This is a genomic window from Rothia sp. HMSC078H08, assembly GCF_001808955.1.
In the GTDB taxonomy this organism is placed as follows: domain Bacteria; phylum Actinomycetota; class Actinomycetes; order Actinomycetales; family Micrococcaceae; genus Rothia.
Genome location: NZ_KV795243.1, coordinates 154,187 through 168,971 on the forward strand (window position 1 = coordinate 154,187; position 14,785 = coordinate 168,971).

General features: G+C 60.7%; 13 protein-coding genes and 1 tRNA gene. 8 read left to right on the top strand and 6 right to left on the bottom strand.

Annotated features, from left to right (window positions below):
- The first annotated feature begins 316 nt into the window (after positions 1-316).
- Together HMPREF2528_RS01710 and HMPREF2528_RS01715 are read left to right on the top strand one after the other, a co-directional pair.
- Positions 317-404: transfer RNA gene (locus HMPREF2528_RS01710), tRNA-Ser, on the top strand.
- A gap of 119 nt (positions 405-523) precedes the next feature.
- Positions 524-847 (top strand): type II toxin-antitoxin system VapB family antitoxin, encoded by a 324-nt coding sequence (locus tag HMPREF2528_RS01715; protein ID WP_070541864.1) that lies wholly within the window; start codon positions 524-526, stop codon positions 845-847.
- Between the two features lie 143 nt (positions 848-990).
- Here HMPREF2528_RS01715 and HMPREF2528_RS01720 read toward each other — a convergent pair whose 3' ends face one another.
- Together HMPREF2528_RS01720 and HMPREF2528_RS01725 are read right to left on the bottom strand one after the other, a co-directional pair.
- Positions 991-1,686 (bottom strand): TetR/AcrR family transcriptional regulator, encoded by a 696-nt coding sequence (locus HMPREF2528_RS01720; RefSeq protein WP_005509262.1) that lies wholly within the window; start codon positions 1,684-1,686, stop codon positions 991-993.
- Between the two features lie 109 nt (positions 1,687-1,795).
- Positions 1,796-2,848 carry a hypothetical protein gene (locus HMPREF2528_RS01725; protein ID WP_049350498.1) on the bottom strand — a complete coding sequence of 351 codons (1,053 nt, stop codon included), beginning with the start codon at positions 2,846-2,848 and terminating at the stop codon, positions 1,796-1,798.
- A gap of 233 nt (positions 2,849-3,081) precedes the next feature.
- Here HMPREF2528_RS01725 and HMPREF2528_RS01730 point away from each other — a divergent pair, with 233 nt between their 5' ends.
- The 6 genes from HMPREF2528_RS01730 (at position 3,082) to HMPREF2528_RS01755 (ending at position 10,149) form a co-directional block, all read left to right on the top strand.
- Positions 3,082-3,810, top strand: coding sequence for a queuosine precursor transporter (locus HMPREF2528_RS01730; RefSeq protein ID WP_070541867.1), 729 nt, complete (start codon positions 3,082-3,084; stop codon positions 3,808-3,810).
- Between the two features lie 107 nt (positions 3,811-3,917).
- Positions 3,918-5,372 carry an amino acid permease gene (locus HMPREF2528_RS01735; protein WP_049350500.1) on the top strand — a complete coding sequence of 485 codons (1,455 nt, stop codon included), beginning with the start codon at positions 3,918-3,920 and terminating at the stop codon, positions 5,370-5,372.
- Positions 5,373-5,598: 226 nt separating this feature from the next.
- The gene (locus HMPREF2528_RS01740; protein WP_070541870.1) at positions 5,599-7,104 is read left to right on the top strand and encodes an amino acid permease; all 1,506 of its coding nucleotides are present in this window, start codon (positions 5,599-5,601) and stop codon (positions 7,102-7,104) included.
- 345 nt (positions 7,105-7,449) lie between these two features.
- Positions 7,450-7,962 carry an acyl-CoA thioesterase gene (locus HMPREF2528_RS01745; protein WP_070541873.1) on the top strand — a complete coding sequence of 171 codons (513 nt, stop codon included), beginning with the start codon at positions 7,450-7,452 and terminating at the stop codon, positions 7,960-7,962.
- A 102-nt stretch (positions 7,963-8,064) separates the two neighbouring features.
- Positions 8,065-9,177: a phosphoglycerol transferase gene (locus HMPREF2528_RS01750; protein WP_049360598.1), complete on the top strand. Its 1,113-nt coding sequence runs from the start codon at positions 8,065-8,067 to the stop codon at positions 9,175-9,177.
- A 270-nt stretch (positions 9,178-9,447) separates the two neighbouring features.
- Entirely contained in the window at positions 9,448-10,149 is a 702-nt protein-coding gene (locus tag HMPREF2528_RS01755) for a hypothetical protein (protein WP_049360601.1), read from the top strand.
- Positions 10,150-10,271: 122 nt separating this feature from the next.
- Here HMPREF2528_RS01755 and HMPREF2528_RS01760 read toward each other — a convergent pair whose 3' ends face one another.
- The 4 genes from HMPREF2528_RS01760 to HMPREF2528_RS01775 all read right to left on the bottom strand — a co-directional run bounded on the left by HMPREF2528_RS01760 (position 10,272) and on the right by HMPREF2528_RS01775 (position 14,662).
- Positions 10,272-10,781: an SRPBCC family protein gene (locus tag HMPREF2528_RS01760; protein WP_070505903.1), complete on the bottom strand. Its 510-nt coding sequence runs from the start codon at positions 10,779-10,781 to the stop codon at positions 10,272-10,274.
- 32 nt (positions 10,782-10,813) lie between these two features.
- Entirely contained in the window at positions 10,814-12,124 is a 1,311-nt protein-coding gene (gene tgt, locus HMPREF2528_RS01765) for a tRNA guanosine(34) transglycosylase Tgt (protein WP_070541876.1), read from the bottom strand.
- Between the two features lie 184 nt (positions 12,125-12,308).
- Positions 12,309-13,247, bottom strand: a complete 939-nt coding sequence (locus tag HMPREF2528_RS01770; RefSeq protein WP_070541879.1) for a Dyp-type peroxidase — start codon at positions 13,245-13,247, stop codon at positions 12,309-12,311.
- A 152-nt stretch (positions 13,248-13,399) separates the two neighbouring features.
- A complete protein-coding gene (locus HMPREF2528_RS01775; RefSeq protein ID WP_070541882.1) occupies positions 13,400-14,662 on the bottom strand; it encodes a glycoside hydrolase family 76 protein in 1,263 nt (420 codons plus the stop codon).
- Positions 14,663-14,785: the final 123 nt, after the last annotated feature.

A 14,785-nucleotide genomic window follows, 5' to 3' on the forward strand; every position in this document is an offset into this window, starting at 1 on the left:
CCCCTTGGTACTATTTCTTCAGAACCCCACGGTTACACGTGCCGCCGAGGCGCCCCATACCTGAGAAAGCACCACCATGATTTTCAAAAAAGTAGGCGATAGTCGCCCCTACCCCCAGCACGGCATGACCCACGCCGACTGGGGAGGAATCCCGCCGCAGCGGGTACGCCTCGACACCCTTATCACCACCCAAAAACAGGGGCACAAGCATCCATAAATGTGCTTTCTGTTATTTTTATTGCTCAGGGCTTGCATGCTTAGCAAAAGCGTAGTAAGGTTTTATTTGTTGCCTACGCAATGCGTAGAAAACATAGCTGGAGGATTCGCCTAGCGGCCTATGGCGCACGCCTGGAACGCGTGTTGGGTTAACACCCTCGGAGGTTCAAATCCTCCATCCTCCGCCACCGATCCCCGGTCTTAGAATCTAAGACCGGGGATTTTTTATACCCCTTGGTACTATTTCTTCAGAACCCCACGGTTCCGGGCGCCGCCGAGGCGCCCCATACCTGTAGAAAGCACCACCATGATCTTCAAAAAAGTAGGCGACAGCCGCCCCTCCCCCCAGCACGGCATGACCCACGCCGACTGGGGAGGAATCCCGCCGCAGCAGGTACGCCTCGACACCCTCATCACCACCCAAAAAAACCTCAACCTCGAGACCCTACTCGCCGAAGACTCCACCTTCTACGGCGACCTCTTCCCGCACGTGGTCAAATGGGGAGGCGAACTCTACCTCGAAGACGGCGTGCACCGCGCACTGCGTAACGCCCTGCACCGCCGCGCCGTCATGTATGCGCGCGTACTGGACCTGGACTCCATCTCCCCGGCGCTGCTGCCCGGCGCGTAAAAACCTACTCGCGTAAAAACCTAACCGCGTAAACGCCTACCCGAATACAGAAAATGCCGCGGACCGATGCAAAGAAGCATCAGGTCCGCGGCATTTTTGTGACGTATAACTGAGCTACGTTCCGCTACGCAGAGATACCACGCTTAGGACGCAACCTTCAGGCCCGCCTCCTGCACCGGGGATTGCTCCGGCAGGGACTCCTCGGAATCCAGGCGAACCGGGTTGCCCTCGGCGTCAAAACGCGCGCCCAGGCCCATCTGAATAAAACGGATAGTATTCAGAATCTGGCGCTCACGGGTTTCCTCATCCGGTGCGTCCTCGGCGCGACCGGCGCTTGAGGAGAGGGAGCCGTGCACGAGCATCGCCAGTTCGCGAATGTCGTTCTTCGGAATGTAGTTCTCGGCAATGGCGGCAGAAAGAATATGCGCGAGCACCATCTGCAGCTCGTGAACGTGCTTGCCGAGCTTCGCGTAGGACTCGGGGGAGAGCATGGAGCGCATCGCAGGGCCCGGAGGCAGGTGGCGGCGCGCCAGGTCGTTGATTTGCAAGCGAATGTAGACCGCGAGCTGGTCAATCGGGTTTTCGATGCCCTCCAGGCCGACGCGCAGCTCGTTGAGGAAGCGTTCGGTCTCGTCCAGGGCGTAGGCGACCAGCAGTTCGCCCATGTCGGCGAAGTAGTTGTAGACCGCGGTGCGGCCGATTCCGGCGTTCTTGGCGACGTCGGTCATGGTCAGGCCGGAGAGGCCGCGGTTGTAGAGGATCTCGCCGAAGGAGTTGAGGATGGCGCGCTTGGTGTTTTCGCGCTGGGCGGCGTTGGTTGCTGCAGAAATACGAGGCATAGTGACACTCTACCCCAAATCGTCAGCAAATGACGAATTTATCGAATGTGTCACCAAGAAATTTGCCCAATCCATGCGAATTTTCACAAATATGACAGAACGACCGGCACTACAAGAAGCCCAAACGCGTAGCAGCCGCCAAATCAGCACCCACCAACGACGCAATCGGATACCCCGTATGGCCACGCCCCGGAGTCACCTGCAACAAAGTCCGCGCACCCAAACCCTCGTAGAACGCACTACCCTCCTGCACCGCAATCCGCGCCGACCAACTCCCCTCAGAACTCGTCGCCATACGCCGACGAGCCGACGGCGAACGACCATCCAGCACACCCACATGCCAGCTCATCAACAGATGCGCATGCGAAGAAGGATTCAGCGCAGCCCGCTCACGCACCCGAGCCGGCACGCCGTCAGTACCGCCGCCACCGATAAAGGTGGCGCCACCTCCACGAATCCACTCAATATCGTGTGACAGCAGCTCGTAGCTGAGGAACTCGGCGCCACCCGAATAGCCCGCAAGCCAGATACGGCTCGTATCCACCCCGTACGCCAGGGCAATTTCCTCAATGAGGGCGCGAACCATCCTGCCGTTCGAGCGGGCACGAACCCACCAGTTATAGGTCAGCGGAGGCGCATAAGAATCACCATCGGCCAGACGCGGCTCCCGCATACTACCCGGCGACAGCACCGGCACCGACAGCATATTGAACTCAGCCGCCACCTGCGCCAACTCGGCACGCAACGGGGAGTCGCGGCGCAACAGGCGGCTACCGGCACGCGAGAGGTGGTCACCATCAAAATAGAACAGCACACCGGGCGCAGACTCAGAATCGGTCAGAAGATACAGGTTATCGACCCGATAGTAGATATTACGCCCGCGATGCGTAAACGATCGGTAACCGAGCAACTCAGACGAAGCCAGAAACATCGGCTCCAGCAGGGAAAGACCGGTGCGCACAGCCTGCGCCGCATAGGTGAACAGCGGATGCAGACGCGGAATATGCGCGCTCAGCCGCCGCTGGTTACGGTGCCGCCGCCTACGCACCTGCTGTGAAGAACCCCGTACCGACCGCCGAAGCGAGGCGCGTAGCGCACGCCCCGCCCCCAGCAGGGATACCACCTGCTCAGTGCGGTGAATTCCGTGGCCCAGATTCTTCATACATTTATTGTAAATGTGCGGTCAGGAAGGCTGGCGGGGTGGTCATGAGCGTCCACACTCTTGAACGAAGTCCGTAAACCTGCCGCCGCCACGGCATATAGGTACTATTAGATAAGCTCGGGTGGCAGACGAGCCGGTGAACCCTGCCCTGCATTGCAGGCTCACCACCACGCGTGAAGGCTCGTGCCTTACGTGAAGAAACACATCGCATGAAGAAAGACTTGGGGAAAGTAATGGCTAAACCCGTTAGCGAATCTATGGCTCAGACGAGCACCGTTACGGTGCCCTGGGCTGGTCGCCGCGGCTACTTTGATCTGCTGCTGGGCGCATCCTGCGTCATCCTGATCATCTCGAATATTGGTGCAACCAAGGGTGTGGAGTTCGGCCCGCTGCCCTTCGAACTGCCCCTGATTGGCTCGACCATTGTCACCGATGGTGGTTTCTTCCTCTTCCCGCTCGCCTACGTGATTGGCGACCTTCTTTCTGAGGTGTACGGCTTTAAGCGTGCCCGCCGCGCGATTGTGGCCTCCTTCGGCTCGGCTGCTTTTGCTGCCCTGTGTTTCTTGCTGATCGTGCACCTGCCCGCTGCGAGCTTCTACACCGGCCAGGAGGCATTCGCTAGCGTACTGGGCCCGGTCTGGCAGATTTTTACGGGCTCCCTGCTCGGTTACCTCTTCGGTCAGACCCTGAATGCCTGGGTTATGGTGGCAATGAAGAAGGCAAGCAAGGGCCGTTTCCTGTGGCTGCGTATGATCGTCTCCACCCTGGTCGGTGAGCTGCTCGACACCCTCATCTTCTGCTCCATCGCGGCACCGGTGCTCGGCATCGACACCGTGGAAGCATTCATCAACTACGTACTGATCGGCTATATCTATAAGTGCCTGGTCGAGGTGATCCTCATGCCGATCAGCTACCCGATTATTGGTTGGTTCAAGCGTCACGAACTCGAGTACGTGGCATAAGCTAACCTCCTGACAGCTGATGTGCAGAGCCGCCCGGCCTAACGACCGGGCGGCATTGCCATTTCAGCTTTATTCAATACACAGCATGTCTAAGAAAGAGATACGTTATGTCTAAACTGCAGGGGAACACCCCCGAGCAGTCGGAGAAGAACGACTCGTTGAATCGTTCCCTCTCCCACGGCCAGTTGACCATGATTGCGATGGGCTTGGCGCTGGGTACGGGCCTGTTCCTGGGCTCCTCCTCCGCCATTAAAATTGCGGGCCCCGGCGCAATCCTCTCTTACGCTATTGGTTCGATGATTGCGGCAACCATTGCTGCGTGCGCGGGCGAAATGTCCGTGCGTCACCCCGTCCAGGGCGGTTTCGGCACCATTGCGAGCCGATACCTGAACCCCTTTAGCGGCTACCTGACTCGCTGGGCGTATTGGGCGTGCACCGTGCCGCTGGCTGGCGCTGAGCTGGTGGCGGTTGGCCACTACATGGCGTACTGGTTCCCGGACGTTCCCCTGGCTGTGTTCGTCGCCCTCTTCGGCGCAATTATTCTGGTGCTGAACCTGGTGAGCGTGAAGTCCTTCGGCGCCCTGGAGTTCATGCTCTCTTCGATTAAGGTTTCTGCCGTCATCGTGTTCATGGTGATTGGTGTACTGCTGGTGTTCGTGGGCCTGCCCGGTCATGCCGCGGCGGGTACCGCAAACCTCGTGAACGACGGTGGCTTCCTGCCCAACGGCCCGGCATCCATCTGGATTTCGATGGCTGTTGTCATGTTCTCCTTCGGCGGTGTGGAAATGATTTCTCTCTCCGCAGCGGAGGCGAAAGACCCGGCACGCTCGGTGGCAACCAGCGTGAAGGCAATGATTTGGCGCCTGTCCACCTTCTACGTGGTGTCCATGGCAATTATTCTGTGCCTGGTGCCCTGGCAGACCGCCGCACAGAACTCGGAGCTGACCGAGTCGCCGTTCGTGCTCGTCTTCTCTGAGCTGGGTATCCCCTTCGCCGCGGACATCATGAACTTCGTGGTGCTCGTTGCTGCGCTCTCTGGCGCTAACGCCTCCCTGTACGCGGCAACTCGCCTGCTGCACGCCCTGGGCTCTGACCGTATGGCTCCCGCAGTGGCTGCACGCACCTCCTCGCGCGGCGTGCCGGTCGTGGCTCTGCTCATCTCCTTCACCGGCGTTGTCGTGGCAACCGTGATGGCTGTTGCCAAGATTGGCGACATCTTTGCGCTGCTCATGGCGCTGGTGACCCTGTGCATCCTGGTTGTGTGGGTCATGATTCTGCTGACCTACCAGGCGTACAAGAAGGACCAGAAGGACGCCTCCTCCTTCACCGTGCTGGGTGGCCGCGTCACCGCAGGTCTGGCTCTGGCGGGTGTTCTGGCGACCCTGGCGGCAATGTTCATGCTGCCTGGCTCGGGCGTTCAGGAATCGATCATGGTCGGCATCGTCTTCTTCGTGCTGATTTCTATTGGCTACGCCATCTCCTCGAAGGTTCAGGGCGGTTATGAGCGCCCCGACCTGGACGCTATGCACGCCGACGAGAACACCAGCGCGGCACAGCACTAAATAAAGCCTCGCGAGGCTAAAACATAAAAGGCACCGGATGGGGGAGCACCCCCGTTCGGTGCCTTTTCGCTTTTGTACCCTAGACGGCGCTGTTCTGAGCGGTGTGAGTGTGCCCGTAGAATAGTTAACTATTCGTACCCGTCAACGAGGCTAGAAGCCGCAGAAGCCGGGTGCGAGCACACATTGCACATCACGCCCCTAAGGCGTACTGACGGAAGGCACCTTCGTGTCCCACAACGACGATACCCGCAGCCACGCTGCAGCGGGGACCGCCGGATCGCGCACCCTGAAGCGTTCTCTGTCCCACGGACAGATGACCATGATCGTGATGGGTTCCGCGCTCGGTACGGGCCTCTTCTTGGGTTCGGGCACCGCCATTGCGATGGCTGGTCCCGCGGTCATTCTCACCTACGCTATTGGTTCTGCGCTCGCTTCGGTGATTGGCGCGGCAACCGGTGAAATGGCGGTTCGCTACCCTGTCCGCGGCGGTTTCGGTACTATTGCTACCCGCTACCTGGGCCCCTTCGCGGGCTTTTTGACTCGCATCGCCTACTGGACGGCGACTGTGCTGATTGCCGGTGTTGAGCTGGTGTCGGTTGCGATGTACTTGAATTATTGGTGGCCGCAGCTTCCGCTGTGGGCGGGTATTGCCGCGTTTGGTGTGGCGCTGATTGTGCTGAACCTGACCAGCGTGAAGTCTTTCGGCATGTTGGAGTTCTTCCTGTCTTCGATTAAGGTCATTTCGATTGTTGCCTTCCTGCTGGTGGGCCTGTGCCTGGTTTTCTTCGGTCTGCCCGGTCACGCTGCGGTGGGTACCGCGAACCTCTTCAACGACGGCGGTTTCATGCCTAACGGCCCCCAGTCGGTGTGGCTGTCGCTGGCTGTTGTGATGTTCTCCTTCGGCGGTATTGAGATGATCTCGATCTCCGCTGCGGAGGCGAAGGATCCTTCTCGTTCGGTGCGTTCCTCAGCGAAGGCGATGATGATCCGCCTGGTAACCTTCTACGTGCTGGCAGTTCTGATTGTTGTTGCTATCATTCCGTGGCGTTCGGCCTCGGGCATAGGCGATGCGGTGGATGCTTCCCCGTTCGTTCTGGTCTTTGAACAGCTCGGCATTCAGGGCGTGGCGCACTTCGTGAACTTTGTGGTACTGATTGCGGCGCTGTCGAGCGCGAACGCAAACCTGTACGCGGGTGCGCGTCTGCTGCACTCCCTGGCGGCTGACGGCATGGCGCCTCGCCAGCTGGCTCAGGTGAACCGTGCTGGCGTTCCGGCTCGCGCAGTGTGGGCGTCGACCAGCGGCATGGTCATTGCTATTCTGCTGGCGCTGTACAGCCCGAAGGAAGCGTTCCTCTCCATGATTTTCGTGATCATGGTGTGCGCACTGACCGTGTGGGTTCTGATTCTGTTCGCTTACGTTGTCTACAAGCGTGTTGAGCCTGCAACCAATGGTTTCCGCCTGTGGGGTGGCCAGTTCACCGCGGCGGTTGGCGTTTTGCTGCTCTTCGCGGTGTGGGTTGCGCTCTTCATGGTGCGCGGTTCTATGGTTCCGGCAATTGTGGGCGTGGGCTACTTTGTGGTGCTGAGCCTGCTGTACTTTGCTCGTATCCGCCACACTCACGTGATTGATGAGCAGACCTTCGTGGAGGCTCAGCAGGCAACTGCCGAGTACGATGCCATGAAGTACGACGCTGATCATGCCCTGGAGACTGCGGCGAAGCTGGGCCGTTAGGTTCTGCAGCTGCCGGGAGGGCCGGTGTTGGGGCCTGCAGAGACTCCAACACAGTAATAAACGAAAAATACGGAAAATTTCTGGAATTCCTCGTAATAAAACCGTAAAAATGCAGTTGGCCCTCAGAGTGGGGTCTATCATAGACAGTGAACCGTATGATCTTGTATGCGTTCAAATGTCTGTGTGTTGGATGAGGCTCGAAAGCATCGTAGCTTTCGAGCCTCATCGCTTTAACTATCAAATATATTTCTAGCCCCCGAATCATTATCAGCTGATTCATTTGCTGTACCTTGCGGATTCGTACGAATAGCCGCCCCACAGCGGTGGGGGAGTAGAGTTAAAACCATGCAAAGCCACGAAAAGACCCGCAAAAACACCCCCGCCTCTGAGGTCGGTACCACCGACGAACTGCTGGTGCACGTACCCGCACGCTGGGGCGATATGGACGCCTACGGTCACGTCAACAACGTTGCCATCTTCTCGGTCATGGAAGAAGCCCGCGTGGCGCTCTTCGGCCCGCCGCCCTCCTCTGGGCAGAAGCCCACCGTGGCACCGCAGCCTCCGATTCCGCTTTTCGACCTGGTTGCCGAGGGCGTGCAGGCGCTTATTGCCGAGCACGGCATCCGCTACCTGGCTCAGCTACCCTACACCGGTGAGCCCGTGCCGGTGCGCCTGAGCGTGGAGAAGGTCAGCGCCGCATCCGTGCGGATTGGCTACTCGATTCTCTCCCCGGTGGACGGCCGCGAATGCGTGCGTGCCTTTACCGTGCTGGCGTTCTGGGATTCCGTGGCGGGGCGACTGACTCGACTCAGCCCCGAGCAGCGTGAACTGCTGAGCTCCTACTTGCCGCAGAAGTAGAGGGCGCTCCGCTGTAATAAACCGGTCTTGAACGGGGTCAAGCGTATGCTTTAAATACCTTCTGCAAAGGGTGCAAAAGGTTCATTCCCGGGAGAGATAACAATGTCGTTCCACCACACTCAGGCAGACTCCGCCAGCCGGGGTCGCCGCACGATGCGCGCCACCGGATGCGCCGCCGCCCTGCTCCTCGCCCTGACCGGCTGCTTTGGCGGTTCTCAGAGCGAAAACTCTTCGTCGAGCCCCAGCCCCTCCAACACGGCTAACCACTCGCAGTACCCGCTCCCTTCCTCCACCGCGTCGCCGACGAAGAAGACCGAGCCGACCGTCACCGAGACTCGGGTGTCCGCCCCCGCAGAGAGTGCCGAGGCGAAGGCGTCTGAATCCTCCGCACCCGCTGAGGCGAAGGCAACCTCTGCCGCGAACCCTACCGCCGCTGAGACTCCCCGCGCGCCCGAAAAGGTGGAGGCTGAGCGCGCCTCCGCCGGCGAGCGCTGCGGGCATATTGGGCGCAAAGGCTACCTGAAGACCGGCGCGGAAATCATGGTGCTGCGCGGTACCGTGGACTGCGCCCACGCCCTGGACGTGCTGACCGAGTACGTCACCACCCCGCGTGCCGACGACAACACGACCCAGCACCAGGTTGCGAAGGTTCAGGACGCCACCTGCTACTGGAACCCGCAGTACGAGATGGTTAAGAACCGTCGCGAGGATCGCGGCGCCCCCGAGTGCACCATCGGTGAGGATGTCGCCTTTGTGGCTCGCCTGGACAATCCGGATGCTCCCCAGATTCCCTTCCTCATGGAGCCCTCCTACTACGATTCCGGTGCCGGCTACTACCGTTTCAAGAGCGATGACGAGCGCACCCTCTGCGAGCTGAACCCCGCGGACGGAACCCTGGTGTGCGAGCGCCGCACCGGCGAGCAGACCGGCAACGGTAACGGTGCTGTCGGCCGCACTTTTGCCGGTCCGGTGGAGGTGACTCGCATGAACTTCCTGACCGGCGCCAGCGAGGTGAATACCGTGAATGAGTCCTCGGCTCTGCACGGGGAGACCACCACCGCAAACACGAAGATAATGCACGCCTTGGATGTGGTGATCTTGCCCGTTGCTGAGGGCAAGCAGCTGACCTGCTTGGGCGAGATTGAGACTGGCTCGATTAGCTGCCATGACGGAAACGGCCACACTATTCTGGTGCGTGGCAGGCACGAAGGCTAAGCGCCCGCGTCAGAATTATTGAGTTGCTAACGAGCTATCAATGAGTTGTGACTAGCTAAGGAGGGGCTCCCCGCACTGCCGGGGAGCCCCTCTTATTGCATTCCTCGTGTTGCATTCTTCCCGCTGTGTCCCCTTCCCGCGGTGCCCCCATCCCGTTATACCCAGAGGGGTCACCCTGCGGGTCTCTAAGATGCCGTATATAGCTAGCTCACAGGTAGCGTCTTTAGAATACTGGTTAGGAACCCGAACCAATGACGCAGAAAGGTCACCATGCATCCGGCACAGAAGCACTCTACCCAGACTTCTTCTACTACCCTCCGTACCGCTCAGCGCTACAGCCCCGTAGCGCTCGGTGCCACGCTTCTGCTGGCGCTGTCGGCATGCTCCGGAGGCGCCACCACCGCCTCCCCGAGCGCCACCGCAATCCCTAGTCCCAGCGCTACGAGCGCGAAGGCGACCCCCACTCGCACCGTAACGGTCACTGAAAGCACCCCGACTGCCGGTACCGTGCACACCCCCACCGCGGCGGCTACCGTGAGCCCCGGAACCATCACCACCGCAAGCCCCACGGCGACCGCGCAGGCGAGTGCGGCGTCGAGCCCTTCCGCATCGGCTAAGGCGAATACTTCGGCGAGTGCAGTGGCGAGTGCGTCGAGCACCGCGAGCCTGTCCAGCTCGGACGTTCAGTCCGCGGGTGGTAGCTGCGGCAGCATGGATGCTACCGGCTACCTGAAGCATAATGCGACCGTGCAGGTAGCCTCTGGCGCGGTGGATTGCCTGTTTGCGCGTGAGCTGATCCGCCAGTTTGTGGTGCAGAACCCCGCCGAGGTGACCGATAAGGCGAATGGTGAGCGTACCGTCATGTCGGCGCGCTGCTACTGGAAGCCGGGCGACGGCGCGGATCGTGCGACCCCCGAGTGTGTGTCCCTGGATGGTGGCAGCACCGTCATTACCGTGAAGCTGACCAACTAGTTTACGATTCCCACCCGGCAAGGCACGGGTATTAAACACAAGCGCCGCGTTGACGTATCATTCGTCAACGCGGCGCTTTAGTATTCCCACCCGCAGGCGGGCAGAATCAGAGCTGGTGCGAGTTAGAACTCTCCGCGGGCACGGGTGGCAAGCACGTTATCCAGGCGGGCGAAGGTCGAACGCCAGGTGGTGCGTACCTCCTCGTGAACCGAGGCGGGCATGGGGCCAATCTCAATAACGATGCGGGTACCGGCTCCCACGCCGTCGGCGGTAATCACGGTTTCGGGGAAGAAACGGTGACGCTGGTACACCAGCACGCTACCGGGGTTGCCCAGGTGGTCGGGCAGCTGCTCTGCGTATTCGAGCTCCTTGAACGGTTCAATGCTCAAAAAGCGGCTCTGCAGAATGCAGGACACCGAGGGGTCAACCTCGTTGATCATGGACAGACGCTGCAGACCGCCGACGACGGGCTCCACGACTACGTCGGTGGGGCGCACGTGCCAGCCGGCGGGGCCGTACCAGCGGACCAGCAGTTCGGGGTCCAGGTAGGCGCCGAAGACGTCCTCGACCGGGGCTGCGATCTCGTGGTCGAAGACGAGAAGCTCCTCATCGGGAACATGAGTGATGCTCATAGGGTTCTCCTTAAACGGGTTGAAGAGCGGGTTTAGGGCTTCTTGCCGGAGTAGTAGTTGCCGAGGAACTCGTCACGGTACTCGAAGTAGGTGCCGTCCTTGATGGCTTCGCGGGCGTCGTCCACCATGCGCACGATGAAACGCTCATTGTGGATGGAGGCGAGGGTCGCCGCCAGACGCTCGTCCGCCTTGAAGAGGTGACGCAGGTAGGCGCGGGTGTAGTGGGTGCAGGTGTAGCAGTCGCAGCCCTCGTAGATGGGCGAGAAGTCCGCCTTGAAGCGCGCGTTGGTGATGTTGTAGCGGCCGGTGGGGGAGTAGACGGCGGCGTTGCGTGCCACGCGGGTGGGGGAGACGCAGTCGAAGGTGTCTACACCGTTTTCGATGCCGACGAAGATGTCGTCGGGTTCGGAGATGCCGAGCAGGTGGCGGGGCTTGGATTCGGGCAGCTCTTCGGCGCACCAGCGCACGATGGTGCCGAGGTTTTCCTTCTCAAGCGCACCACCGATGCCGAAGCCGTCGAAGGGCATGGAGCCCAGATCCTGGCATGCCTTGCGGCGCAGGTCCTCGTACTGTGCGCCCTGAATGACGCCGAACAGTGCCTGGTAGGGCTTGCCCACGCGCTCAGTGGTCAGGCGCTGGTGCTCAGCGATGCAGCGTAGCGCCCACAGGCGGGTGCGTTCGAGCGCCTCCTCCTGGTAGCCGCGGGAGTTGTAGAGGGTGGTCAGCTCGTCGAAGGCGAACATGACGTCGGCACCGATCTGGTGCTGAACCTGCATGGACACCTCAGGAGTGAAGCGGTGAATCGAGCCGTCAATATGCGACTTGAAGTTCACGCCGTCGTCGTCAATGTGGGCGAGGCGTTCCTTGCCCTTCGCCACGTCGTCGTCACCGAGGGGGCGGCCGTCGGCGCCCTTAGCGTCCGCGACGGTACCCATGTCGATAACCTTCTTGAAGCCGGAGCCCAGGCTCATGACCTGGAATCCACCGGAGTCGGTGAAGGTCGGGCCGTCCCAGTTCATGAAAGCACCCAGGCCGCCTGCTGCGTCGAGGATTTCGGGGCCGGGCTGCAGGTACAGGTGGTAGGCGTTGGAGAGCAGAGCCTGAGCGCCGAGCTCCTTCATGGATTCGGGTAGGACCGCCTTGACGGTTGCCTTGGTGCCCACGGGGGTGAAGGCGGGGGTCTGGATCTGTCCGTGCGGGGTGGTGATGACACCGGTGCGTCCGCGGAACTGTCCGCCGTTGGCTTCTACACGTTCAGCGCTGGGGGAGGCGGTGTCCGCCAGGCGGCTGGTGATGGTGAAGCCAAAGTCCTCGGTGGGGAAAGAGTTATCTAGAACGCTCATTCTTCTCTCGATTGTTTGCTTTCCGTCTGAATGTCTATACCCTAGCCTACCGGAAAACCCCGCCTCTCTCGCCGGAGGCGGGGTTTTCGCGGGTACCGTCAGGCTAGGGTACAGCCAGGCTGAGGTACAGGCAGACTAGGGTACAGGCAGGGTGGCTGGGTTTAGCTCGCCCTAGCCGGTGAAGTTAGCCGGCGAAGTCGCCGAGCATGTCCACAGTCGGCACGAAGAAGAGGGTGCCGGTCACCGCAGTGCTGAAATCCAGCAGGCGGTCGTAGTTGGCGCCATCCACTCCCATGAACATGTTCATGAGCATCTTCTGAACGGTCGAGAAGGTGCTGGCGTAGCAGATGAAGTAGGTGCCCAGCTCGTTGTTGCCCACGGTGCCGAAGGGCATGTTGTCGCGAATAACCTTGAAGTCGTCACCGATATTGGCGATAGCGGAGTGCGAGTTGGCGGGCTTCTCGTCCTCGCTCATCTCGATGTCGTCGTGCTTGGAACGGCCAATGACCTTCTCCTGCTCGGAGACGGGCAGGGCGTTCCACGCGGTCATGTCGTGGATGTACTTCTGCACGAACTGGTAGCTGCCGCCCCTGTACATGGGATCGCTGTCACCGATGATACCGAAGTATTCACGTGCCGCGGGGGTCTGCGGGTTTTCGGTGCCGTCCACAAAACCGATGATGGAGCGGCCGTCCCAGTAGCGGAAGCCGTGCACCTCATCCACGGTCTCAGCAATATCGCGTAGCGCCGCAGTAATAGCGGAGGCCATATCGTAGGCGACGGACGGCTGGGTCGCACGGATGTGGAAGTGCAGATCACCGGGAGTGGACACCGCGGTGTGCTTGGGGCCCCTAATCTCCTCAAATTCTTCGAGCTCCTGCGGCAGGGGCTTGGGCAGATCCAGGGTCAGCCACGCGCTGTGGCTAATGCCCAGAACAACGTTAGCGTTCTCGGGCGAGTAGCGGTTCGCGGCGGTGTGGTTGAGGTTAATGACGAGCCCGCAGAGGTTCTGGAACCCCTCAATGAGCGCATCCTGAGAGGTGCCTTCCTTGAACTTCCAGACCATGAAAATGGTGTTAGCGTTCGGGCTGGCAGTGACCTGTTGTGATTCTGGTGCAAGCATAAAATTCACCGTACGCCCGTGTACACGCCCCCGCAATGAATCTAGCCCTAACCTTCTGCACAGGCCCTAACCTTCTGCACTGAAGGGAGAAGATGAGGGCTGGGGGCAAAGAACAGCAGGGTTTTAGAAGCCGTACTTTAGAAACTGTGCTTTTAGAAACTGTGGGAGGCGAGGTGACGCGCATGCGCCAGACGCGCCGCCGTCTCAAAAATGGTCCACGCCTGCACCTGAGTGGACAGCTCCACCGGTGCACCGGGCTTCACAACCTTGCTCATCGGCTCGGTGAACCGCGGGGAGAACTGCACGAGCGCCTTACCGCGAATCTCATTCGGGTCAATGCCGTACTCGTTCATCGGCAGGTTGGGGTCGAACTCGCGGCGACCCTCCCACAGGGCGCGTGCGGTCGAGTACACCAGGTTCGAGGCGAGCGCTCGCGCCTCATCGCTGAGCAGCGGCGAGGATGCCGCCATGCCCAGGTAGCGCACGAGAATGCCGGTGAACAGGCCGCCGTCGCCGTCGCCGTGCGAGATGAGGATGCGGCGGCGCGCACCGGAGAGGAACTCCACCTCTTCGGTCATGTGCTTGACGATGCCGACGATGAGGCGCTCGGCGCGTTCTGCGGGGTCCACTTCGCAGGGCACGCCGGATGCAGCCAAACTCAGCAGGGCACCCAGGGCGGTTCCCTGGTTATAGGTGAATTCGCCGCGCTCGTATTCGTACTCGTCGCCGCGTACGTTCACGCCGTCAATATAGAGCGAACGTTCTGCATCCCAGAGGGTTTCGTTCATCCAGTCCATGAGCGCGGCGGCAGTCTTCGGGTCGCCCGCCCGCACATACGCCAGAGCGGTCGGCGCGGTCGCCGCAGCATTCACAAAATCACGCTTGGACTTACGCCAACTCATGCCGCCCACCGGGGAGAAGCCCTTTGCCAGCTGCTCGAAGAGAGCCGCGCCGGCATCCTGAGCGGCAACATCGTTCGCACCGGTCAGCTCAATGCAGAAGGAGTTCATGCGGCCCACCGCGAGGGTTAGCCACGCCATATCGTCAAAGTAGTCGTTAGCGAAGCGGCCGTAGTTACGCACGTTAATGCCGCGCAATAGTGCGCGGGCGCGGTGCAGCTGCTCCTGGGCGGCAGTAATATCGCCCTCGCGCAGGTGACGCTGACCGGCATCAATTATGCAGTCCAGCAGGTGTGCCTGCCACCAGTAGTGCCAAGCGCTCAGACGCTGGCTCAGCGGGCGCGGGTCGGGAACCTGTACCGAACCGATGAGGGCGCCGGGAACACCAAGGATGCGGTGCACGAAGGTGTCGGTGACGCTGTCGGCTGCGGTAGCGGCGTGCGAGGAGGTGCGCTGGGCGTACTCGCTAATCGACTCCAGAGACTGCTCGTTGTGGGAAGACGGCTGGGATTTCATGGACCCTCTGTAGTTGCGGTGAAGTATTACGTCTGAAATTATCCCACCTTTTACCCTCTGAGCGCCCGGATGCTGTGGGCGGGCTCTCGGGTGTGATCCCTTTTCGAGAGCCCGCCGAGAAGA

Bases quoted from the DNA above. Each gene is read 5' to 3' on its own strand.
- HMPREF2528_RS01715 (WP_070541864.1), top strand. From the start codon at position 524: ATGATCTTCAAAAAAGTAGGCGACAGCCGCCCCTCCCCCCAGCACGGC.
- HMPREF2528_RS01720 (WP_005509262.1), bottom strand. From the start codon at position 1,686: ATGCCTCGTATTTCTGCAGCAACCAACGCCGCCCAGCGCGAAAACACC.
- HMPREF2528_RS01725 (WP_049350498.1), bottom strand. From the start codon at position 2,848: ATGAAGAATCTGGGCCACGGAATTCACCGCACTGAGCAGGTGGTATCC.
- HMPREF2528_RS01730 (WP_070541867.1), top strand. From the start codon at position 3,082: ATGGCTAAACCCGTTAGCGAATCTATGGCTCAGACGAGCACCGTTACG.
- HMPREF2528_RS01735 (WP_049350500.1), top strand. From the start codon at position 3,918: ATGTCTAAACTGCAGGGGAACACCCCCGAGCAGTCGGAGAAGAACGAC.
- HMPREF2528_RS01745 (WP_070541873.1), top strand. From the start codon at position 7,450: ATGCAAAGCCACGAAAAGACCCGCAAAAACACCCCCGCCTCTGAGGTC.
- HMPREF2528_RS01750 (WP_049360598.1), top strand. From the start codon at position 8,065: ATGTCGTTCCACCACACTCAGGCAGACTCCGCCAGCCGGGGTCGCCGC.
- HMPREF2528_RS01755 (WP_049360601.1), top strand. From the start codon at position 9,448: ATGCATCCGGCACAGAAGCACTCTACCCAGACTTCTTCTACTACCCTC.
- HMPREF2528_RS01760 (WP_070505903.1), bottom strand. From the start codon at position 10,781: ATGAGCATCACTCATGTTCCCGATGAGGAGCTTCTCGTCTTCGACCAC.
- tgt (WP_070541876.1), bottom strand. From the start codon at position 12,124: ATGAGCGTTCTAGATAACTCTTTCCCCACCGAGGACTTTGGCTTCACC.
- HMPREF2528_RS01770 (WP_070541879.1), bottom strand. From the start codon at position 13,247: ATGCTTGCACCAGAATCACAACAGGTCACTGCCAGCCCGAACGCTAAC.
- HMPREF2528_RS01775 (WP_070541882.1), bottom strand. From the start codon at position 14,662: ATGAAATCCCAGCCGTCTTCCCACAACGAGCAGTCTCTGGAGTCGATT.